The organism is Rhizobium azibense (assembly GCF_004342325.1).
In the GTDB taxonomy this organism is placed as follows: Bacteria; Pseudomonadota; Alphaproteobacteria; order Rhizobiales; family Rhizobiaceae; genus Rhizobium; species Rhizobium etli_B.
In genome coordinates, this window is the sequence record NZ_SMBJ01000025.1 from 1 (window position 1) to 20,487 (window position 20,487).

At 56.2% G+C, this 20,487-nt stretch carries 16 protein-coding genes and 3 pseudogenes; 7 read left to right on the forward strand and 12 right to left on the reverse strand.

Translation table 11 applies throughout. The annotated features are described in order from the left end of the window. Nucleotides 1-96: 96 nt before the first annotated feature. Nucleotides 97-859: pseudogene (locus tag EV130_RS31510) on the reverse strand (integrase core domain-containing protein); the annotation flags it as partial. An 18-nt stretch (nt 860-877) separates the two neighbouring features. Here EV130_RS31510 and EV130_RS31515 point away from each other — a divergent pair. Beyond that, nucleotides 878-1,834 (forward strand): IS4 family transposase, encoded by a 957-nt coding sequence (locus EV130_RS31515; protein ID WP_018247125.1) that lies wholly within the window; start codon nt 878-880, stop codon nt 1,832-1,834. Then, nucleotides 1,788-1,999: pseudogene (locus tag EV130_RS31520) on the forward strand (IS3 family transposase); the annotation flags it as partial. The gene EV130_RS31515 and the pseudogene EV130_RS31520, both read left to right, overlap by 47 nt. 450 nt (nt 2,000-2,449) lie before the next feature. On the opposite strand, the gene repC reads toward EV130_RS31520, so the two are convergent. The 3 genes from repC to repA all read right to left on the reverse strand — a co-directional run bounded on the left by repC (nt 2,450) and on the right by repA (nt 6,050). Beyond that, a complete protein-coding gene (repC, locus tag EV130_RS31530; protein ID WP_004672730.1) occupies nt 2,450-3,658 on the reverse strand; it encodes a plasmid replication protein RepC in 1,209 nt (402 codons plus the stop codon). A gap of 155 nt (nt 3,659-3,813) precedes the next feature. Then, nucleotides 3,814-4,839: a plasmid partitioning protein RepB gene (gene repB, locus EV130_RS31535; RefSeq protein ID WP_004672729.1), complete on the reverse strand. Its 1,026-nt coding sequence runs from the start codon at nt 4,837-4,839 to the stop codon at nt 3,814-3,816. Further along, entirely contained in the window at nt 4,836-6,050 is a 1,215-nt protein-coding gene (gene repA, locus EV130_RS31540; protein ID WP_004672726.1) for a plasmid partitioning protein RepA, read from the reverse strand. The genes repB and repA overlap by 4 nt, the downstream gene beginning before the upstream one ends. 434 nt (nt 6,051-6,484) lie before the next feature. Between repA and EV130_RS31545 the strand changes: the two are divergent. Both EV130_RS31545 and EV130_RS33925 read left to right on the forward strand, forming a co-directional pair. Then, nucleotides 6,485-7,108: pseudogene (locus EV130_RS31545) on the forward strand (acyl-homoserine-lactone synthase). A gap of 411 nt (nt 7,109-7,519) precedes the next feature. Continuing rightward, complete coding sequence (locus tag EV130_RS33925) at nt 7,520-8,554, forward strand: zinc-dependent alcohol dehydrogenase (RefSeq protein ID WP_004672718.1); 1,035 nt, start codon at nt 7,520-7,522, stop codon at nt 8,552-8,554. Between the two features lie 6 nt (nt 8,555-8,560). On the opposite strand, the gene prs is transcribed toward EV130_RS33925, so the two are convergent. The 7 genes from prs to EV130_RS31590 all read right to left on the reverse strand — a co-directional run bounded on the left by prs (nt 8,561) and on the right by EV130_RS31590 (nt 14,153). After that, a complete protein-coding gene (prs, locus tag EV130_RS31555; protein ID WP_011053499.1) occupies nt 8,561-9,502 on the reverse strand; it encodes a ribose-phosphate diphosphokinase in 942 nt (313 codons plus the stop codon). A 2-nt stretch (nt 9,503-9,504) separates the two neighbouring features. After that, nucleotides 9,505-10,620 carry a nucleotidyltransferase family protein gene (locus EV130_RS31560; RefSeq protein WP_004672715.1) on the reverse strand — a complete coding sequence of 372 codons (1,116 nt, stop codon included), beginning with the start codon at nt 10,618-10,620 and terminating at the stop codon, nt 9,505-9,507. 26 nt (nt 10,621-10,646) lie between these two features. After that, nucleotides 10,647-10,976 carry a hypothetical protein gene (locus EV130_RS31565; RefSeq protein ID WP_004672714.1) on the reverse strand — a complete coding sequence of 110 codons (330 nt, stop codon included), beginning with the start codon at nt 10,974-10,976 and terminating at the stop codon, nt 10,647-10,649. 5 nt (nt 10,977-10,981) lie between these two features. Next, complete coding sequence (locus EV130_RS31570; protein WP_004672713.1) at nt 10,982-11,476, reverse strand: hypothetical protein; 495 nt, start codon at nt 11,474-11,476, stop codon at nt 10,982-10,984. Nucleotides 11,477-11,556: 80 nt separating this feature from the next. Next, nucleotides 11,557-12,825, reverse strand: coding sequence for a radical SAM/SPASM domain-containing protein (locus EV130_RS31575; RefSeq protein ID WP_004672712.1), 1,269 nt, complete (start codon nt 12,823-12,825; stop codon nt 11,557-11,559). A gap of 31 nt (nt 12,826-12,856) precedes the next feature. Next, nucleotides 12,857-13,411 carry an adenine phosphoribosyltransferase gene (locus EV130_RS31580; RefSeq protein ID WP_004672710.1) on the reverse strand — a complete coding sequence of 185 codons (555 nt, stop codon included), beginning with the start codon at nt 13,409-13,411 and terminating at the stop codon, nt 12,857-12,859. A gap of 286 nt (nt 13,412-13,697) precedes the next feature. Continuing rightward, the gene (locus tag EV130_RS31590) at nt 13,698-14,153 is read right to left on the reverse strand and encodes a phasin (RefSeq protein ID WP_018247122.1); all 456 of its coding nucleotides are present in this window, start codon (nt 14,151-14,153) and stop codon (nt 13,698-13,700) included. A gap of 900 nt (nt 14,154-15,053) precedes the next feature. Here EV130_RS31590 and EV130_RS31600 point away from each other — a divergent pair. From EV130_RS31600 to EV130_RS31620, 3 genes are all read left to right on the forward strand, one after another. Next, nucleotides 15,054-15,827, forward strand: a complete 774-nt coding sequence (locus EV130_RS31600) for an aquaporin (protein ID WP_004677031.1) — start codon at nt 15,054-15,056, stop codon at nt 15,825-15,827. 873 nt (nt 15,828-16,700) lie between these two features. Then, on the forward strand, nt 16,701-17,813 hold the full coding sequence (gene nolL / locus EV130_RS31605) for a nodulation factor fucose acetyltransferase NolL (RefSeq protein ID WP_312038663.1): 1,113 nt from the start codon (nt 16,701-16,703) through the stop codon (nt 17,811-17,813). Between the two features lie 1,678 nt (nt 17,814-19,491). After that, on the forward strand, nt 19,492-19,977 hold the full coding sequence (locus EV130_RS31620; protein ID WP_004677039.1) for a NifX-associated nitrogen fixation protein: 486 nt from the start codon (nt 19,492-19,494) through the stop codon (nt 19,975-19,977). 365 nt (nt 19,978-20,342) lie between these two features. Here EV130_RS31620 and EV130_RS31625 read toward each other — a convergent pair. After that, nucleotides 20,343-20,487, reverse strand: a 145-nt coding sequence (locus EV130_RS31625) for an integrase core domain-containing protein (protein ID WP_165918604.1), incomplete at its 5' end; no start/stop codon positions are given.

Below are 20,487 nucleotides of genomic sequence, written 5' to 3' on the forward strand. Positions count from 1 at the left end.
ATGAATGTTCATTCGCGGCGATCCTTCCGACTCGAGGTGTGATAGCTCCAGTCTCCTAAATCCGCTTTGAATGGACAACCTCCCGAAAGCTCACATCTAGAGCCTGCGCGCTCCGAGTACGCCAAGTGGCGGAAACGCGAAGCTTTCATCTCGCGCAGCGTTGGAGCCGGTTGCGGCAATGGTATCTGCATCACGTGCCCGGGTCTGGTCCGAGCGATGAGTGCGGCCGGAAGTGGTTGTAATCGTCGGCCCAGCAATGGCGCTTCGGGCATAATCGCAGCCGAGGAACAGGCTTTGGTTGACCATCTCGTCCCGCATCCGGCCGTTGAAGCTCTCGACATTAGCGTTTTGCATCGGCTTCCCGGCGTGATGCCGTGCGACTCGACACTATGATCCTTCGACCTGGCAAGGATGGCATTCGAGGTGAATTCCGTGCCGTTGTCGGAGACGATCATCCCCGATTTGCCGCGCCGTTCGATGAGGACCGACAGTTCGCGAGCGACGCGACGACGCAAGATCGAGGTGCACGGGATCGCCGCCAGGCATTCGCGGGTCACGTCTTCGACGAAGTTGAGCACGCGAAACCGCCTTCCGCAAGCGAACTGGTCGTGAACGAGATTCAGCGAGCTTCGGGCATTGGCCTTCGCTTCGACCAGGATCGGGCCACGCGTGCCGACAGCGTGCCGCCCCGGCTTTTCTGCTTGCGAACGGAAAGTCCTTCTTCGCGATAGAGCCCGTAGATGCGGTCGACCCCAACGTCGCTCCCCCCCCCGCCGAAGCCGCCGGTCGCCGGTCGCCGGTCGCCGGTCGCCGGTCGCCGGTCGCCGAAACGCCATCGCTCATTGGCGAGGTCGCGCAATAGGGCGACTTCTTTATGATGTGGGCGCACCTGCCCGACCAACGCTTCGATCTTTTGTCGCGCGTCATGCATGACCATGCACTCATCGGCGGCTCTAAACTGCGTGATGTCGTAGAGACAGTTCGGTTCTGCGACACCCAAACGATCGAGCTGCGCGAGCGCGCCGACCGTCCGGCGCGGCAGGCAACGTTGTGCCTGCGCTTCGGCCAGGCGACGATCAGGCAACCGCAAAACCTGCGCGAAGAAGGGCTGCCCGACGGGGTTAGGCTCAGTTGGGTCGAGGTCGTCGAACCGGACGCACCCGACGGTGTCGAGCCCTTGCATTGGCTGCTCTTGACCACCCATGCGCTCTCCAGTGCGACTGACGCCTGGCAGATCGTCGCTTGGTACAAGCAGCGCTGGATGATCGAGCAGTTCTTCCGGGTGATGAAGACGCAGGGCTTCAAGATCGAGGACAGCCAATTGCAGTTAGCGCCGCGGCTGGAAAAGCTCGTCGCCATCGCCGCCAAGGCCGCGGCAATCGTCCTCCAACTCGTGCAGGACCGCAGTGGCGGCGATCCTCACCCGGCAAGCCTGGCAGTCAGTCCCCACGAGATCAACACGCTCGCCGCCCTCGAAAGCCGCTTCAAGGGCAAGACCAAGCTGCAATCCAATCCCCATCCCAAAGCTTCGCTCGCCTGGGCCGCTTGGATCATCGCCAAACTCGGCGGCTGGAACGGCTATGCCTCCTCCAAGCCGTCTGGACCCATCACCTTCTTCAACGGACTCAAATACTGTGCCGATGGCTGGGCCTTGCGAGATAGGTATATGCCTCAGTCGTTCGGTGGAGAAATGTTCCACTGGATCATTTGCTTTTGGTCACGAACAAAATCCAGCGACCAGCGGGCAGAGCCTTCGCGTTGGCCAGGATCGGTGCGCGCGTGCCTGCAAGTTCGCTTACGGAAGGGGGTTTCGCGTGCTCAACATCGTCGATGACGCGACGCGAGAATGCCTCGCGGCGATCCCCGGACACCTCGATCTCCGGTCGTCGCCTCGCTCGAAACTCGCAATGATCTCTCCGACAACGGCACCAAACTCACCTCGAATGCCATTCTTGCCTGGTCAAAAGACCATAGGGTCGAGTGGCTCATTGCGTCACCTCGCCCAAGATAGCGGTTGATGAATTCTCCCAGTGTTGTGGAAGTGCCGCCGCGAATCAGCCCCGTAGATTCCGGGGCTGCGGATGGCAGCAGGTACTTGTTCCTATTGCGTCCTATCCATGCGGCGCCATCGCCCACTCGCGATTAGCCGGCACAGCCGGCCGCCTTGCGATTTGCCGCGCCGGTGCCAATGAATTGATGAAAGGCGGCTGCCATTTCGTGCGAAGACTTCGCTCCTGGTCTTGTTCGTGCGCGACCTTGGGCGCGTTCGTATTGAGATCACGGTCTACTGTTCCCCTAAGAGGCGTCATTTGGCTCGGGAGCCAGACGGTAACCGGCACAATGCCTGCGACAAGCCGCCTTTGAAAGTTGGTGTTTTCCAAGGGGTTAGCTTGGTGGTCAGCTGACCACAACCGAAATCCTCAACGGCAGGAATAACGATCAGCCGCACTTACCCAGCCCTCAAACCGCCTTGCCCGTTGGCCTTCAACAACGCCATTATCATCGGGCCAAGCGAGAATTCACCGCGCTCACTTCGGCGCGTTAGATCCCGCAGATAGCCTCCAGGAGAGTTGATGAAGTTAGCCCTTTCCAGGATGCACGCAATTGCCACCGCAGCATTCTCCGGTCCTAGCGCCTCGCAGGCATCCTGGTAGGCGGAAGGGCTTACCCCCAGCATAGATCGAACCACCACAGCGGCAGACATCAGATCTCGCCAGCTCCCCACGCCGCGCGGTGCATAGTCGCTGATCATCGGGCACGCCTTGAGCACCAATCCCAAGGGGAACGCCCTTTGCGATTCATTCTTCGGCTGATGGCTCAAGCTCGCCTTTGCCCCCAGCTCCTTTTCGGAGCGTGGTTCAGATTCATTTACGGATTCGGGTTTTGAATTCTGTATGTGCTGCTCGATATGAGCAGCATTGGTGCTAATTTTTTCAGCATTCTCGAGGTTTTCCAAACGATTAAGCACTTCCTCACGGAGCATCTCCATTTCATTGAGAACGCTAGTGACCCCTTCAAGGGTCGGAACGCGCGGAATTCTGCTCGCGAGCGCAATGTAGATGTCCTCGGTCGTCTTCCAATCGCCGTCGGCGCCCTCGACCATTGCAGCAGTAATAAGTTTGCGAACATCCCGCCGGCAAATTGTAAGGCTCTCTTTGGCTTTCCTGAGCGAGGCTCTCTCGGCCGCCACTCTTTGCGCCAACATCGCCAACTCTTCCGATCGCGCCAGGAGGGGCGACAGGTCGAAGCCAAAAGCATTCTCGATCTGGCCATCGTCGCCCTTGCGGGCGAAGCGCTTGCCATTGGCGCTATCCTTACGGGCGATCAACCCCGACTCCACCAGAATGGCAATATGCCGCCGCAACGTTGCGCCCGCCATTGCATGCGCCCGAAGCGCCAGTTGGGCATTCGAGGGGAAGACAATCAATTGTGCATCCTGACGCAACTCATTGTCAGGATAAAAACTCAAAAGTGCGTCAAGAACAGCCAGACTGTTCGACTGGATCTTGAGCAGTTCCATCGCGGCGGAAGCGTCTCTCAACACTTTCCACTTATCGGCAGCTTTTCCATGCTTGATTTCCATTGCCGCCTGGCGCCGCACGAGCGCAAGCGTCATTGGCCGCCGCCCGAACGGCGTCGCTACATTCCCCGACTGCATTGTCTCTCACCTTTCAGCAGGCAAAGGAAATTCGCTCACCAAAACGGCGCCAAAGACTCTTGACGAGGATTCGAGGAAATGCGATTCTGTTCTTGCTACAGAGACAGAAGGGCTTCCACGACGGCGACGTTGAGGGAGCTCTTTTCTTTTGCGGGTTACACTCCCTGTTTCCGTTGATGCTTTGCGCGATGCTCCTGGTAAAGCGCCGGCAAATGCTCGAGTACGAAAGCCGCGAAATCCGGCGTGGCTTTCCTGTCAATGGTAATTTCTAGCTTGCTCTTGCTCTGCGTGACCTGCGCAAGCCTGTCGCCATCGGGGGTCGACAGGACGTCTGGCAACCCGCGCGCAGTCCGACGCGGTTTCAGATGGTCGATCACTGCCTTGAACCGTTCCGACGACGGCAGCGCCTGCACCTCCTCCGAGGCAGCATATTTCGCAGCGCCTGCCGGAGGCGATGCTTTCTCAACCAGCTCTGCCAATTGCTGCCAACTTGGGCGTCCAACGCCTGGAGCGGCGCCGATGGCATCGATCAATTCAGAGGGGAGGGCGTCAACAAGCAGGAGCATCTTCGACAAGTTGCTTTTATCGATTGACATAGCCGCGATGACGATTTCTCGTGGAAACTGCTTGTTTAGCTTGTGTGCGAAACGTGCCTTTTCGATGAAGGTGAGGTCTTCGCGCTCATTGTTTTCCTGACCCTGTGCGACAACCAACTGCTCGTCCGTCAAGTCTCGAACAACCGCCTTGACCGGCAGTCCTAGCTCCGAAACGGCGCGCAGCCGGCGATGTCCAAAGGCAACTTGGTAGTGCGCGGGTTTAACGGGATGAGGTCTCACAAGGATTGGGACCTGCTGTCCTTGCTCGCGGATGGATGCAAGAAGTCCTTCGATATCACCTTGCATGCGATCCTGAACGAAGGACGGCTCGATTGACGACGCGTTCAGTTCAACCACGGCCTGACCTTCGGCGAGACGCCGCTCGATCTCCTCGGCACGACCAAGACGATCATTTTGCTCGCGCAACGCGTTACCGATGTTTGCAGTCAGCTTCGTCGCTGGATCTCGTTCTTTTCTGGTCACGCCGAGAAGCGGCATGGAGCGAGTCTTTGCCGCTCTGTGTTCAGCAGCTGATGAGCTGTCGGGCGCGTCCGTGGTGACGTCAAGGAGGTGCTTCCGACTCATGTGGTTCTACCCCATGCTTTTTTGATTAGAGTTTCGATCTCGTCGTTGACGGCGTTCATCGCCTCTAAGGCCCGATCATAGGTCGAGCGCGTGAACTGTCCGCGCTCAACCTCAAAGAGGGTTTGATTCGTCAGGCCAGCGTCCGAAACGGCGGTCGTCTTGAGCATCGGAAAATTGAGGACATTTTCGCCAAAGATCGAACGCAGATAGCCCACCATCTGGTTCTGCGGGCCATCGCTCGGTTCAAAACGAGTGACGAGGTAGCGCATCCAATTGAACTTGAACTGGGCGCCTGCGTTCTCGATTTCCCGAAGGAGATTCGAGGTCATCGCCAGAAACTGGTTCATCGACATTACATCCAACATCTGGGGATGGACGGTGACGAGGATCGAGGTTGCGGCGGTCAGAGCTGAAAGCGTGAGATAGCCAAGTTGGGGAGGGCAATCGATAACGACGACATCGTAGTTGTCCGCGATGTCTTCGATGACCTGACTGATCCGACCGTAAAAAAGCGTGTCACCTTCCTTCCGGTTCATAAGCGCGCGCGGGGTATCGTGCTCAAACTCCATCAGTTCAAGATTGCCAGGAATTAGATGAAGATCCGGGATGTACGTTCCTCGGACAACCTGCTCGATTGGGACCTGCTCGTCATCATACCGGATGGCGCCATAGAGTGTTTCGTTCGGACCAACGTCAGTTTCTGGCTGACTGCCGAAGAGTGCGGAAAGGCTTGCTTGGGGATCAAGATCAATCGCGAGAACCCGGTAGCCACGCATTGCCAGGTACTGTGCCAGATGCGCGGCTGTCGTCGTCTTGCCCGAGCCGCCTTTGAAATTCATCACCGAGACGACTTGAAGCTGCTCCCCCGTGCGACGATGGGGCAGGTAGCGCCGGTTCCCGCGGCCAATCAGGTCCAGGTGCTTACGGATTGAATGAATATCTTCGATCGTGAACGTGCGTCGACCGCCAGGGCTCATACTAACGTGCAGTTCAGGCATTTCCGAAGCAGTTTGTCTAAGATAAGACTCACCGATGCCAAGCAATTTTGAGGCTTCTGACGGTGCAAAGGATCGAATGCCCTTTTCGGACGTCGGCGGGAAGACCTTGAGATGATGTGCTTGAAGTTGGCTGGAGAGAGCGTCAGCATGACGCTCCATCAATGCGGTCAACCCTTCGACGACCGGCGCTGGTTTTGCTGCGGTTTTCGCCATCTCAAAATCCATTTCCTGCAAGTGGCGGAACTTTTCGCGAAACCGCTAAAGTTCCGCCACTAGCTATTAGAGCCGATTCTGCATTTTGAGCAAGGGGTTTTAGGTTAACGAAAGGCTAACGTGGATAAACCCGGAACGTAGAGTAAATGGATTTTTCCGTTTATATCCTGCAGCTTAGCAAGACCGCGGTACCGATTGGTCATGGTGTGTTTTATTGTGAATCCTACAAATGTGCCCCGGCGATTTAGACGAAAAGCAGAAGACCTCGGCAAAGTCGGTGATCCCCTTGCCGCGACTCACTCGCACAAAACCGTAAGCATTCGACAACGGACGCCCGATTCCAATTCGTGCAGAGTTCCCGGCGCCTAACGGCGGCGGAGAAATTCATGCAGGTATTCGCGATCTCGACACCAAAAATTTACTACGAAGCGTAGCTGCTTCAGGACGATCATAGGCTACGTGCGAGGATCTTTTCCACTCGCACTTGGGATGTAGAAGTAGTCGACGAGTGCGAGGCAGATGGGGTTGACGCTCTCGCCCCGACTGCCATCCTGGATGTCACCGCGGCTGGACCACTTGCAGGATGTGCACGCGATTTGTCTGCGATGGGACCGACCATGCTGGTAGACGTATTTCCGTCTCTGCTCCCGAAGGGTCGCCTGAACGCCAATCCCCTGATGGTCTAGAGTTCTCGCTTTTGCGTCGACACCTCGAAGAGTGGAGGGGAGGGGAGGGGAGATGGTTCCGTTCACGAGGCAACGCTGACCTTGTTCGCCGGCATCGTAGAATGGTGCCTGGGAGGTGGTCTCAGCGAAGTCGTTGCGGTAACGGATATCAGGTTCGAGCGAACTCTTGCTAGCGTCGAATGGCCTCTCCCGCGCTTGGGGCAGCCAGAGAAGATCGTTGCCACCACCGCCATCGCAGGCACGCGTCCAGCAAACGCTGAGACCTTTCTGATGTTGCGGCCGCCCAACTACCGATCTAGTTGCCGTCATCCTTCTCGGTGCGACTCGGATTGTTGGTCTGTTCGGTTCGAACCGGTGCGCCACGAAGGATGAAGCTTTGGACGATGTGGCGATAGGCTCTTAGGAGGGTTCGCGCGGGCAGATGAGGGAAGGCGACATGGCATCTTCGCAGAGATGAGGATGGCATCGAAGAACGGGCTGGTAAACCGCGGCTCGTGTTTGAGGCTGGTGGCATTGACGCGGCCCAAGCGCTCCACTCTACCTTCAATAGTTTCGTCGCTCCTTGCGCAAGGGAACACTTCTGCCGCTTGAAACGTCCTTTGCCGTTTGCGCCGACGATATCTCCGAGAAGCTTGTCAAGACCCAGGACATAAGCAAGCCCGCCAGCAAGGCACGTGATTTCATCAGCTTTCTGACTGCCGCCTGTGGTTGTTGGCTAGATTCTGGATGCAAGTAAGTGTACATATTAGGATAGTCGGTGTGTCGGGGAGCGAGAGGTCTCGTATGGAGGTTCGTGGACTCGTAATTACTTGCCCCCGCAAGGTTGAAGAATGGACATTGTCGGTTCCACTCGCCGTATCGTCCGAAGTCGGTGTGCGGATAGAGTTGTGTGGACTCTGCACACCGGAGCAACGCGTTTATCGGGGCGCCAAGCCGACTTACCCCTATTGGGGCGGGCACGAGTTGTCAGGCACGATCGTGTCTCTGCCGGACGATGTACCGGATGGCCTGCGCGTAGGAGACCGCGTTGCGGTGCTTTTAATGCGCAGATGCGGCCAATGTCGTGCCTGCCGCCTCGGACTGGACAACCACTGTGCATATTTAAATCCTAAAGCGAGAGGAGGGGTGCCGCAGGGGCCGGGGGGATTGGCCAATTTTGTGGGCGTACCCGCCTATCAGGTTTTTTCCGTACCTTCCTTTTTGGCTCCCGAGCGTGCCGCGTTAGTTGAACCTGTCGCCTGCGTGGCACGCGGCATAAATAGGGCGCGTGCAAAGGCTGGAGACACTGTGGCCGTCATCGGCGGAGGCACGATGGGCCTTCTCCATTCGATACTTCTGACAACCAAAGGATGCGACGTTTACCTTTTCGATGACGACGTGGCAACGCATGGGCCTGTGATGTCGACCGGCGCCCATGCAACGGGGTCAGTTCATTCTCTGTCTGATCCGAAACTCGTCGAGAAATTAACGGATGGCTGGGGCTTCGACTGCATCTTTTGCACGCGCTTCGGTGTCAGAGGCATTCAGGGGGCCATAGCTGCGGCGTCACGCGGTGCCAGGATTGTACTCTACCAATCGATTCCGACGTCCGATTTGTTATCGGTAGGCCCTAACTTTCTGCATTACCGGGAAATTGAACTGATCGGCACCATAGCCCAAAGCGCGGACGACGTGAGAAATGCCATCCGAACCATCGTTGAACACGCCGCACGCTTCGACGTGCTGCAGGTCAATCTTTGGCCCTCGTCAAACGCCCAAGAGGCATTCGAGCAGGCGCTCGATCCACGTGTTAATCGCGTGATGCTAGATTTCAGGTAATGCTTCTCAGCGTGCCTGCAGCGCGCCTGCAATTTCGTTGCCGATCGAGACTACTTCGACACTGTCGGGGAAATTGTCGGTACGTCCGACGCTGTCGGTCACAACGATGCGGTCGATCTGAGACCGTCCCCAGTTTTCGTTCAGCGACGGCGTGAATATGGCATGGGCTGCGGCAAGGGTTATCTTGCGAGCGCCTGCCGCTTTGAGATGTGCGGCGGCTGAAAAAGCCGTCTGACCACTGTTGATTTCGTCGTCAATCAGGATGATCGTCCGGCCAGCAACGTCCCCCAGAATCTCGACGCTCTCCCGAAAGTCATCATCGTCTCTGCGGTGCTTGCGCATGACAGCGAATGGGCAGCCGAGCAGGGCCGCCAAGTGCTCAGCTCGCTTCGCTCCGCCGAAATCCGGTGAAACGACCATGTCGCCATCGACGGCCGCAGAACCGAGATGGCGAACTAGGGCGGGAGCGAACTGAAGATTGACGACAGGACAGGCAAATGCGGCGCACAGCTGAGGAACATGGAGTTCGAAAGTTATCAGCCGATCTATACCGAGAGTTTCGATAATCCCCGCAAGGATTCGCACCGGTACAGGTCCGCCGTCGAAGGCAGGGCGATCCGAACGCGAATATGGGAGGTAGGGAAGAACAGCGGTAATCGTGCGGGGACCCCGCGCCCGCACGGCACCAAGCGCTAGGAACAACTCGAAAAGACGATCATGAACGCTGTCAGGAAATGTTTGCACGACCACCACATTTCCGCCAAGCCCGCCGTCGCGCGGAGTGACAGCCATCTGGCCATTGCTGAACACCTGCGTGTTTAGGATCGTTATTCCTGACCGCGTGAGGGCCCGATGGACTGTTGACGCAAACTTTGCAGAGGTTTCGGTTGCTGCGATACGAAGGTCGTTCGCCGCAGGATCTGTACGATATGGTGACTCGGGCGCCATATTTACGCCAGCTCAAGATCGTTAACAGTGGGAATAGACAGCAGTTTGGGCAACACGTCGCCCCAATCATGTTGAAGTGGTACCTCGGTTTGATCAGGTCGAATGAGCTCTAGGAACTCGGACGGTATGTCTATCCCACAGATGCGCTTCATCTGCGTCAGGACGAAATATAACGCCGGCCTCATCTCGTATTTGTAACCTATCGCAGCGACCTCCGCCCAGCTAATATTCGCCATTTCTTTGTGTAGAACCGCATGAAGATCGCCGAACATCAATAGTCGAAGCGAATTATAAAGGAAGGCCTCGTGATAAAGCCTGGCCGAAAGGAACCAGACGGCGCCAGTCGCGGATTGGACCTGCAATATGCGGCCTAGACCGTTTGCAAGACGCACGCCTGACCATATGTCTTCGACATCGATGCCGACGGAGAGATTTACATGCATATCAATGAAGATGGGCATGTGCAGCTTCTTCGCGGAATCGATGTATCCCTTTACGTGGCGGTAGCGCAGCTGGCGTGGCACCGCGGGACCAGGGAACGGAGATTCAACGGATTCTATCCTTACAAACACCGGCAAGGAATAACTTTCGCGGAAGGTTTCGTCATCGAGTTCCTTTCGTTCCGGATGCCAGTTGCCATTTGAAGGGTCGAAAATACCGTGCCGGTAGCCGAGATCGAACATGAGCCGCTGCACGCGCTGCGCGTCAGCGGGCTTGACCATGATGTCGAGATCGGTCATCGGCCGTAGGAGTGGATCGGGATAGTGGAGAAGCGCGAGATCTGGTCCCTTCACCAGGAACCAGGCGATGCCGGCCCGATCCAGCGCATCCATGATTTCTGGCAGATTGCGAAATTCGAGTGCGGACCTGACCTTTGACATGACAGTCCAGCACTGAACGTAATGCGCCGCCTCAGTAGGCAATAGTGTCAACAAATCGAGGCGGCGCAAGTGATTCTCAAGCAGCGGCACCGTCCGATTATGCTCGGCGCGCCATACCACATAGGGCCAGTTGACAGGCTCCTTGCAGAGACGGACCAAACGCTCTTCATCCTCGGGTCGTAGGTAGGCCCGGCAGGTGATCAGCAAAATAGAGTCTTCTGGTGACAACCGAAGCATCGCGGAGACTCCTGCGGCTGCGTGATTTATTTCGAACTTTCCGGGCTGCCGAATTCGGCTAGTGTCTGCCTCAGGTCGGCGAACTGTTGTTCGAAGGAAGCGAAACTCTGGTCGACGTTTTGTCCAAGCAACTGTTCAAGGCTGAGCGTTTCTTCAGCGCGTTCCTCTTGTCCAGACATAAGCTTGTAAACCGAACTTACCGGCAGCAATCGCGACAAGAGTTCACCACCGCGGCCCGTCTGGGCGCTGTCCCGAATTTGCCGGATGCAACTTTCGGCAAGCAATCCGTCAATCACGATTACCAGCTTGCCATCCTCTTCGTCAACGGCGTAGCCAAACAGTCGGGAACTAGCCATTGCCGCTACCTCTGAACCTTCTTGAGGTCTTCCACTTCACTGCGTATCTGCAGCAATTGTGCCTGAGCCGAGAGAAGTTTGGCGAATGCGGCGGTAACCGCCTTTGCCGATTGTGTGTCGGAACCAGTCATCCTAACCGGTCCTCGCCCAATGCGGCGTCCTACAAGACCTGAATCGGCGGCGCGCGGCCAATTGGCTTTGCCAAATTTCTTCGAGGCGGTTATATCAACGTAGTAGTCTTGTAGTTCGCCGTTAGCAGCGAGTGAGCCGGATTTCGACCGTTGCGATCTGCGTGACACCTTTAGCGATTGCTCTAATTTTACAAGGCCAGCCGTCAATTGCTGAGCTTGGTCATCCAAACCCGCCTGCAGCCGGGCGAGTCCTTCCGCGAGACGAGAAATCACCTGGGCTTGCTGGGCGGCTGCTTTGTTGCCGGATCGTATCGCGTTGTTCGCAAGTGTGTGCGCCACACCCGCCGCACCTCGGAAAGCTCTGCTCATCCTCAATCCTCCACGTTATTTTTGTTGACCTGGTTAAATTACGTCGTCGACACAGCAATTATTACGTCGCGCCTCCTGCGTTAGTGAGTGTGTTGCGCAGCAGCCGCGATTTCCTCCGAGAAGTTATAGACAGGAGCTTCGGCGGCGGGCCGACGCTCTTTCGCTATAACTCCGCGGCGGTAGGTGGAATCTTTCGTCGGGTCCACCAGGGCGTACTCCGGAAAACCTCCGTTATTGTAAAGTTCCTGGCACAGCGGATAGGGCGCGTCCTTTTCACCATAGTGCGACCAGCTACTCATCTTGCAGACGCCGCGACAGACTGGATAAAACACGCAGTTGCCGCAGACGCCCTTAACCTCGCCACTCACCACCTCGCGTAGCTCATGGAAGAACGGGCTGTTGCGCCAGATTTCCATCAAGGGCATTTCGAAGGCATTGCCGGCGATCATTTCCGGATCATCGTAGGAGGCACTGCACATCGAAACTTGTCCGTTCGACAGTATGCCCAGTACGTTGTCGCCCCAACCGCAAGTATGCACGCCGTTCAGATACTTGAGAGGCATCAGAGCCGGCGGCAGAGTCATGTATGCAGCGCCACTCTCAAAATGGGGAGATTTCAAAAGATCGCCTATCAGTAGCTTGCATTCCTCCAAGCTTATCGCATTGTCCTCATGGCTGCGCGCGTTGCCCATCGGATGTATGTTGAGCAGCGTCCGATGCTTCTTGATGCCCCAGCCGAGCACCAAATCTATAATCGAAATCACCTTGTCATAGTTGTTGCGATAGGCAGTCGTCGTTACCACCGTAGAGATGTCAGTTTTTCCAAGCCGCTGCAGGACAATCGCAGTCTTGGCGAACGCACCCGATTTTGCTCTGAAAGCGTCGTGCGCCTCTGGGTCGAAATGGTCGAGGCTGATGAAGACCGTCAAATTGGGGAGCCTACTTAGCTGCTCGATCGTGAACTCGTCAAAGAGGGTTCCATTCGTCTCGAAAACCAGCTCCTTCAGCCCACAGGATGCGAGATATTCCATGACTGCCATGAATTCCTTGTGAACCATCGGTTCACCCCCGGAAACCTTAACCTTGCGCAGCCCATTGGGTAGTGCTTGCTCGATCAGTCCTTGGATCGCCTCCAGGTTGAAATCAATGCCCTTGGCCTTGGGCCCGACGCCTGCGATATAACAGTGGTGGCATCCCAAATTGCACTTGCGGGTTAGAAACAGATAGATCGTTTTAATTTCGTTTTCCGAGACGACTCGTTTCGAAAGTTCACTTGTGACGAGGGCCTGTAGCGTCTGACTGGCTACATGCACGTCCTGCGGTGTCGAAAGCCAATCAGGGGTATTCATGCGCTTGCCTCCTTACGTCTATGTTGCTGCGCTAGCACGTCATCGCACTGATCACTGGTGCGTCGTCCAATTGACGCCTGCCTTTCAAAACTTCGATTTCGAGTATGAATGCGTATCCGGCGATCTCTCCGCCTTGGGACTTGACAAAATTCCCAGTCGCCCGAGCAGTGCCACCCGTCGCTAGAAGGTCATCAGCAATCAGGCATCGCAGGCCGTCACCGATGAGGCCGGCAGTTACCTCCAGGGTTCCGGAGCAGTATTCACAGCTGTATTCAAATGAGAGGACGTCCCCCGGCAGTTTACCGGGTTTCCTTACCATGATGAAACCGCAACCGAGCCTATCAGCCAATGAGGCGCCCAAGATGAAACCACGCGCATCAACCGCCAAAATGGCATCGATTTCTGTTCCCGACACTTGGCTTGCGACGGTAGAAACGACTTCGCCCAATGCACCTCTACCAGCCAGCATAGGCGCTATATCCTTGAACAAGATCCCGCCTATCGGAAAGTTAGGAAATTCTCGTAATGCTTCTACACCGGATTGGTTAATCCGTGACGCCCCGCTATTTGGAACAGCTACAATCATTTTACTATCCCCCACATGTAACCATCTAAGAGCCTCGTAAGGTGCGATGGCCTCGCGCACTTTGTGGCCAGCCACCAGATGAGGCCCTGGCAAGCTTATCTGCGGCGGCCGCCGCCGCGCCTACCACGTTCCTCCGGGCCGGCACGGGTCCGCTCTCTGACCAGATCACGCCGGAATTCGCCAGCGCCGCGAACAGATGAAACATCAGTCGGCCGCATAATGTTGTCTCCTCGAAAGCGGCTCCGATCATGATTCGTCCAGCCCTGATCTTAGTGCCGAGTCAACTTTACGTCGCTTTGGGGTTCGTCAGGACCTTGTCAAAAGCATCCTTGACCGGCTTTGAGATTTCCTCCACCGCCCTGCTTGAGAGCTCCCGGACTTCCTTGGCGTGCTGCAAACTTGTCTCAACGCGCTTGCGGAAAAAGGTCGACTGCTGTTCGAGGATCTGCGACGGCGAATTCGCGCCCAGCAAAGCTTGCAAATGTGAGAAGCCGGCCTCGGCGTCGGCTTGCAGTGCAGCGATCGTCTTCCACCACAATTCGTTGCCGAATAGACTTGTCGTTTCGAGGATCGGAGGCAGCATTTTCTGTGTCGCTTCAGCGCCGGACGCAAATTTCAAAAGAGCCTCTGTCACCTGCTTGTTCCCCTTTTCAACGGATGCGCCGAACTGATCTGGCACCTTGAGCGGCGATGACCCCGGGTTTTCGATCGTTTCAAAGGATCTTTCGGAAATCTTGGTCATTGCATTTTCCTTCTCTTTGAGTTGGTTGCAAGCTGTGACATCGGGATTGACCCCTTCCGCCGGCGGACTATGCATGGCCGCTTTGGTAGAACGCGGATCCGATGACGAACGGTCAGGTGGCCTCCGTTCCGTTCGTTTCATGAACCGGCATCATGCAGACTGCTTTCTGCCGCTTGTAACCAGGGATCAGCAAACACCATGCCAACTGCTCCGACGCGCCAAGAAGATGATTTTCGTTTATCGATGGGCGGGTTGAGGGCAGGTTGATGTGTATTTGGCGGAGAGACCGGCGAACAAAACGTTCCAGTCACGACAAATCTGACAAAAGTGGCGAATGCCCGACATTTGCGAGAAATGTCGACGGTTGCGCTGGGGACAAGGGAATTCACGTGGACTTCAAATCGCGCCAAGGATCATGTGCCTGTTCGTGGCTAAGGGGCGTTACTCGACTTCTCGTGAACGTCCCTGGCGGTCTTATCAACCCTTGTCCTGGTTCCTGCTTTGCACCACCTTCCGCTTGGAGCCATGAAGAGGGTCGTTGTTTCGATAATTTGAGGATGGGCTGCTTGGCGATTTGTTCGTAGCCCAGCTCGGGTCCATACGTCTCGGTACGGTTCGCCTGCCTATCCTGTTCACGGCACTTTCGAACCTAAGACCGAACGTCATCAGAGCGATCGCTGTGATGCGCAACATATTTCATTTGGTACGACGTTTGCTGGTGATCGGTGACGCTGGTTGACCATAGGCTCTGATGCCGATCTCGTCGGACAAGGACGCAATTGAAGTCAACTACGGAGGTTTTCGGGACCTGACACGATGATTGGTTCGGTGCATGCGGAACGCTTGGCGGCACGAGGATGACACCGAAAAGTACGTGGGGTCAAATCAATGGAGTGAAAAATGAAAAAGTATGTTTGCGAATTCTTCGGGACCTTCACACTTGTCTTCCTCGGCTGCGGCACATTGCTTTATATGCGTCAAGAGGTGGGCCTGTTGGGTGTCGCTTTAGCCTTCGGGACGACCGTGGTTGCAATGGCCTACACGATTGGCCCAGTCTCGGGCGCGCATCTCAATCCGGCGGTCAGCCTGGGTTTCCTCGTGTCGCGCCGATTGAGAGTGTGGGACTTTCTCGCGTATGTCTCCGCCCAATGTGCAGGAGCTATCGCGGCGGCAGGCACGCTCTACCTTATCGCTATGAACAAGGTCGGCGGTTACGATATCACCCTAGAAGGTTTCGCCCAAACCGGCTGGGTAGTCTACGGATGGAGAGCTGCGTTCCTATTCGAGTTTATCGCCACGTTCCTGTTCGTAACTGTATTCCTCAAATGCACGGCTGGACGCGGCGCTGTTGCACGATTGGCGATTGGACTTGCCTTAGTTGCGATCCACCTTGGCGGTATCACCGTTTCGGGTTCTTCTGTGAATCCAGCACGATCGATCGGCCCAGCACTTTTCGCAGGAGGGGCGGCACTCTCTCAACTCTGGCTTTATATATGTGCGCCAATGCTCGGCGCTATTGCGGCCGGCCTTCTTCAGCTCAGGGGGATCGTCGCGTCAAGCGAGCCGCAAAGTCTGCGCCAATTTGAATCGCGCGAAATGACCAGCGACATATCCAGCCCGGTTTCATTCTTTCGCCACCGAAGGAGAGGTATCCCAAAAAGGGAAAGCCACTGATCGAGGAGGGGGTCTCGACCTTGACAGGGGAGCGCATCCCCAGACACTGGCCGTTGCATCCCGCATATCTTGACGCTTACTGCGATCTTCCTACGGATTGGGACCACGGTCGTCTCTGACGTATCGACAAACGTCGCATACGGATCGACAATGGCAGCCCAACGTCCAGCTATCATTGGCGGCGATCCAAAACGGCGGCGATCGCGGCCAAAGCCTCGTGTATCGCGATACTCACCGACCTTCCGCTCAAGGTTGTCAAGGGTCCGCGATACTCATCCATACCGCAGATGCGTGTCATTAGGAGCATGAATTTTACAATGGTGAGGCTGCCATATAGGACACGTTGGGCGGCGGATCTAATGGAGCAAATCTCCAGCGTCTGGGGGGTTGCGCTGGGGTGCCGATCCACACCCAAGCGCCGGTAGGTGATAGACGATACCCACAGCGGCTAGGAGCCATTGAATCGGCAATATGTTCTTTTGATACGGTGTCGCGCAAGTTTGGCATGGAGAATCATATGCAATCGCAACAATAGCCGAGTGCAGAGTCAAGCAGCGCTACTTGCATACGCGCAAATGTCCGTTAGAAGATTTCGACGACGTGGCAGCCCAAGCAGTTGCGCGGCAGCGAGTTTAGGCGGGGCGTACGTTGCGGCGAAAAACAGCCAATGGACACGCCGAAAACGGCTACTGGGCCTAAGTCGCCACGGTCGCCCTGTGAACTTGGAACCCAGGCAAATTGTATGACCGTTGGCCGTCGTTCAGCATGCCGAAGTCGGAGCGCTGATCGGAAGCTGGATTAGCCTGCATGATGAACGAGAGGTTGGAAAATGCCGCTTTCAAAGGCTCCCGTAGGCATCGTGAGATGTTGAGAATGCGAGCAAGAATTGTAGGTGGAAAGACAGTGCCTGAGGCGCCAGAGGCCGACGATCGCGATCTAGCTTTAGACTTCGCCAAAGGAATACTCATTGTCTTGGTGATTTTCGGTCACCTGATACAATATATCTTTTACGAGGGTGATGGCTTCTGGGATTCGGCATGCTTCAAATCGATCTACATGTTTCACATGCCTCTCTTTATGGCGATAAGCGGATATCTCTCTAGATCAGGGCTACTAGGCAAATCGTTCAGGCAAGCCATCGCTGATCGCGCGCTGCAGCTCCTGGTGCCGACGCTGTTCTGGTGCACCCTTTTGGAGGCAGTCAAATTGCTCATGTTTCCCCGGCCGCCGGACGCACCTGGCAACCTGTTGCAATTCATGCACGATTTCGTCGGCACATACTGGTTCATCTGGGCTGCGTTTGCTTCTTTTCTTTTGGTCAAACTTATTTCGATCTTCAACTCCGGGTCGGCACGCTCTTTGCTTGTCTCATCCATACTGGTCGCAGTTGCCCCCGTGACGTTTTCTATATTCCCTCTCATAAAGTACACCTATCCCTTTTTCTGCATGGGATTTTCATTTGCGCAGTCGAGAGATTGGTGGACGAGCATAATGCGGTATCATAAGCCACTCCTGATGATGTCCGCCTCTATCGCGGCTAGCTTGTGCTTCATGGCGTGGCGCGAGGACACCTATGTCTACAACAATCTCGCCTTAATCCAGGATCTGCAGTCGGCAAAAGATATCCTTCTGATGTTTTTTGGCTCGACAGTGGCCTCTGCAGTGATGATCGAGATTCTGCTTCAATCCTGGAAAATTGGACGCTCGAACCGGGTGGTTCGCTTTATCGCCGTGGAAGTGGGGCAGAGCACGCTCGTGTTGTACCTGGTGCAGGCTACGGTATTCCGTCTCATGGATTTGATACAATACGGAGAACAATGGGCTCCCACAATGAGGTCTGGCGCGGCGGGAATTCTCGGGACGATGATCATTGCCGTAGCACTAGCAGTTCGCTGGAGCGTGCGCGACATTCCCTATCTGTCCCAGCTCATGCTTGGAACGCCACCCCGCCTCGTTCGTTTGCCGAGCAATCCTGCGAATAACTAGCGGTGTTCAATTCTCAACCTAAACTTCGTCAGCAAGCAAGCATGCCAAGGCACGCGTTAAGGGGCCCATTTTTAAAGGATCCTTTTGCACGAAGATCGGCTGAGGTCCGACTGATGTGCCAATCACGTATCGAGAATCCGCAAACCCCTCGCGCCCAATGCTCCGCGACGACGCGGGCGCTTGACCCCCAGGGTATCGACTCCACCCTCTTTGAGGTTGCCAAAGATTCGGTTTGCTTCGCACTTGTTTGGGGTCCGCTTGCCGCCAGGTCCCGTTGTCCCTGCTAAAATCGCGAGCGTTCGCTAAGGTACCAGAAACGCTTTTCCGGCCTGTGCTAAGCAATGACCGGAAACAGCGAGTATCGCCTCAGCGGTCACACCGAGGCAGCACTGCTCCATGACGGCCGCTGCCACAGTCATCCTCTTGCCGGCGCCGACGGTACCGGCCAGCTAGGTCGTGCCGGCAGCATGATCCCCCGGGTGCCGTGTTCTGGTGCGGATAGAGAGTGAACGCGGCCGACGCACGCCGGCAACTTAAGATACACGCCGCCGAGGCGCCCAGGGGCTGGTTGTTGAAACGGTCCTAAAACCTTGCGGCCGGTCGATCCGGTGGGCATCGGACCAGGACCCGGCCCTGAAGGGCCATCTGATCTTCGTGAGCTTCCCCTTTGCCGGCTACGTCTAACAGCCGTTCACTGTGGAAATTCAGAGCGTTGTTGAGCTGTCGCCGGCGTCGCGGGGGCCTATGCCGCTTTCCATTTGCCCGCGGCATTCCCCCAAATGACGGCGCTAACTGTCGAGGAAGGGAGCTCCAGCCAGTGATGCATGCGGGTCTCGGAGTCCATCACTGGGAGGCGCTGTGATCGCCAAGCAAAGAAGATCGACCGGCTGCACCTCGGCAAGCGGCCGGACATTGCGCCCAATCCGCGAATTGAGAGCGGAGCGGCTTCGGCGGGTGTCATTTGTTGCTGACGTGGCCGGAGAATAGGCTTCCGCCGCTGCACCGGGATGCCATTTCTTCGATCCCCACCGCGTCTTGTCCGGTTCACGACAACGTTGTCCTCGATCAATTCTTCATGGGCTAGCTAAGAAGCTGGAAACAATACAGATGCCGTGTTCCGAACCTCAGCGGAGGAGACTGGCATGAGTCTTGAACTCCCAGAACTACGCGGCGGGCAATCGCCTGGTGGAACGTGTGGCGTCCGGTCGAAGTCGATTTGAACCTTGAAGGGAAAATACATGGCAGGTCTGCATCAGTTCGCACGGAAAAGGGGGGATCGGCAAGTACACGGCCTCTCAAGATACTCTCACTGTCCTTGTCGACCTCGAAAAGCTGATTCCACCCCCCGCCTGATCCTCAATTCGAAAGCCCGAGACACGGTTTTACACCTGGCGGCGAATAGGTTGGTTGAGGGTGGAGTTCGCGGCGAAACCTACCGCCACTGGACTATCGCGACGGGAATCTCGCTTGTGAAGCGCTTTTCGTCAAGCCCGCCAGCGTTGCCCGCCGCTTGCCGTTGTTGTTGCGGCCGCCCCGTTTCGAGGGGCCATGTCATTCGTCCGGGCCAAGTTGCGTCGCCACAGGTCCCATCTGCCGCACCATTTTAAGGGATGGTGTTACCGGAAGCGGGTGTGGCCCTTAGTCAAACCGCATCCAACACTCAGGAGGATTTTAACTGATGTCAAACGTCACCCCTGTCCCCAACAATGCTCGATTAGATGAGAAAGATGCTCTCGCCACGCCTTTCATTAAGTGCCTCTTGCGTCTGATGCGTGCTCAAGACACCTTTGAATTGTGGCAAGAGAAATCGGACACCGATTTGCTCTGTGATTTCATCGTGACGAGGCAGCAGCGTAGGGCGATTCCTCTCATCGGGGGACCTGACCTAGAGGTGCAGTGGCGGCTTGAGATCTTCTATGCCGCCGTAGCACTTGCTATAGAGGAGCAGTCCGGACTGATGGCGTCACCGGTGTTGACTGTGAACCATGAGGGATTCGGTCGGATATTACTCACGGCGGGGCGGCTCGTAGTACTCTCGAAGACGCTCCGCGACGTACATCGATTTGGCTTCGACAACCTCCAAAAGCTCGCCGAGGCGGGAACTGGCCTGGTCGATAATGGCTTAACAACAATTAAGACCTATTCAGATGTAGCGCGCGTTTAAGTGCGGTTGAAACGGCTCATATAGGGCGGAATTCTTCGCTAATCTGCCCAGCAATCAAGCAATCCGGGGGTGTGCCCTAGCGTTCTTGGCGCGGGGGGGGGCGACATGGAGGAACCTGCATGACAGTGCGTTCACTACTCACTACGGCTCCTCTTTGGCTCCGGCGTATCTCACAAGCACTGATCAAGCGACGTGTATTGGCTGCGCCCCTTGTTTTCTGGTCTGCCAGTGTTCGGCAGGAAGGTAGGTGGTTGGCCTTCAAATGACCTGCCACTGAATTTTCATCCGGCGGCGATTAGAGCCTCGGCGGTCTTGAACCGCTCCCAAACGTTGGACCACCGGATGCTAGAGTTTTCCGGCTTCATTCAGGGAGGCGGGCTGGTTGCGCCTCCCGAATTCACCAACGAGATCGGCACCTTGTTGCCGATCGCACCATGAGGTCTTTCCTCATTGTAGTATCTACGCCAATCCTCCATCTTTTCGCGGGCATCCGCAAGGGTCAGGAACCAA

What these genes read in the sequence shown, in the direction of transcription:
- EV130_RS31515 (WP_018247125.1), top strand. Translation starts at nt 878, where the DNA reads ATGTGGGCGCACCTGCCCGACCAACGCTTCGATCTTTTGTCGCGCGTC.
- repC (WP_004672730.1), bottom strand. Translation starts at nt 3,658, where the DNA reads ATGCAGTCGGGGAATGTAGCGACGCCGTTCGGGCGGCGGCCAATGACG.
- repB (WP_004672729.1), bottom strand. Translation starts at nt 4,839, where the DNA reads ATGAGTCGGAAGCACCTCCTTGACGTCACCACGGACGCGCCCGACAGC.
- repA (WP_004672726.1), bottom strand. Translation starts at nt 6,050, where the DNA reads ATGGCGAAAACCGCAGCAAAACCAGCGCCGGTCGTCGAAGGGTTGACC.
- EV130_RS33925 (WP_004672718.1), top strand. Translation starts at nt 7,520, where the DNA reads ATGGAGGTTCGTGGACTCGTAATTACTTGCCCCCGCAAGGTTGAAGAA.
- prs (WP_011053499.1), bottom strand. Translation starts at nt 9,502, where the DNA reads ATGGCGCCCGAGTCACCATATCGTACAGATCCTGCGGCGAACGACCTT.
- EV130_RS31560 (WP_004672715.1), bottom strand. Translation starts at nt 10,620, where the DNA reads ATGCTTCGGTTGTCACCAGAAGACTCTATTTTGCTGATCACCTGCCGG.
- EV130_RS31565 (WP_004672714.1), bottom strand. Translation starts at nt 10,976, where the DNA reads ATGGCTAGTTCCCGACTGTTTGGCTACGCCGTTGACGAAGAGGATGGC.
- EV130_RS31570 (WP_004672713.1), bottom strand. Translation starts at nt 11,476, where the DNA reads ATGAGCAGAGCTTTCCGAGGTGCGGCGGGTGTGGCGCACACACTTGCG.
- EV130_RS31575 (WP_004672712.1), bottom strand. Translation starts at nt 12,825, where the DNA reads ATGAATACCCCTGATTGGCTTTCGACACCGCAGGACGTGCATGTAGCC.
- EV130_RS31580 (WP_004672710.1), bottom strand. Translation starts at nt 13,411, where the DNA reads ATGATTGTAGCTGTTCCAAATAGCGGGGCGTCACGGATTAACCAATCC.
- EV130_RS31590 (WP_018247122.1), bottom strand. Translation starts at nt 14,153, where the DNA reads ATGACCAAGATTTCCGAAAGATCCTTTGAAACGATCGAAAACCCGGGG.
- EV130_RS31600 (WP_004677031.1), top strand. Translation starts at nt 15,054, where the DNA reads ATGAAAAAGTATGTTTGCGAATTCTTCGGGACCTTCACACTTGTCTTC.
- nolL (WP_312038663.1), top strand. Translation starts at nt 16,701, where the DNA reads ATGCGAGCAAGAATTGTAGGTGGAAAGACAGTGCCTGAGGCGCCAGAG.
- EV130_RS31620 (WP_004677039.1), top strand. Translation starts at nt 19,492, where the DNA reads ATGTCAAACGTCACCCCTGTCCCCAACAATGCTCGATTAGATGAGAAA.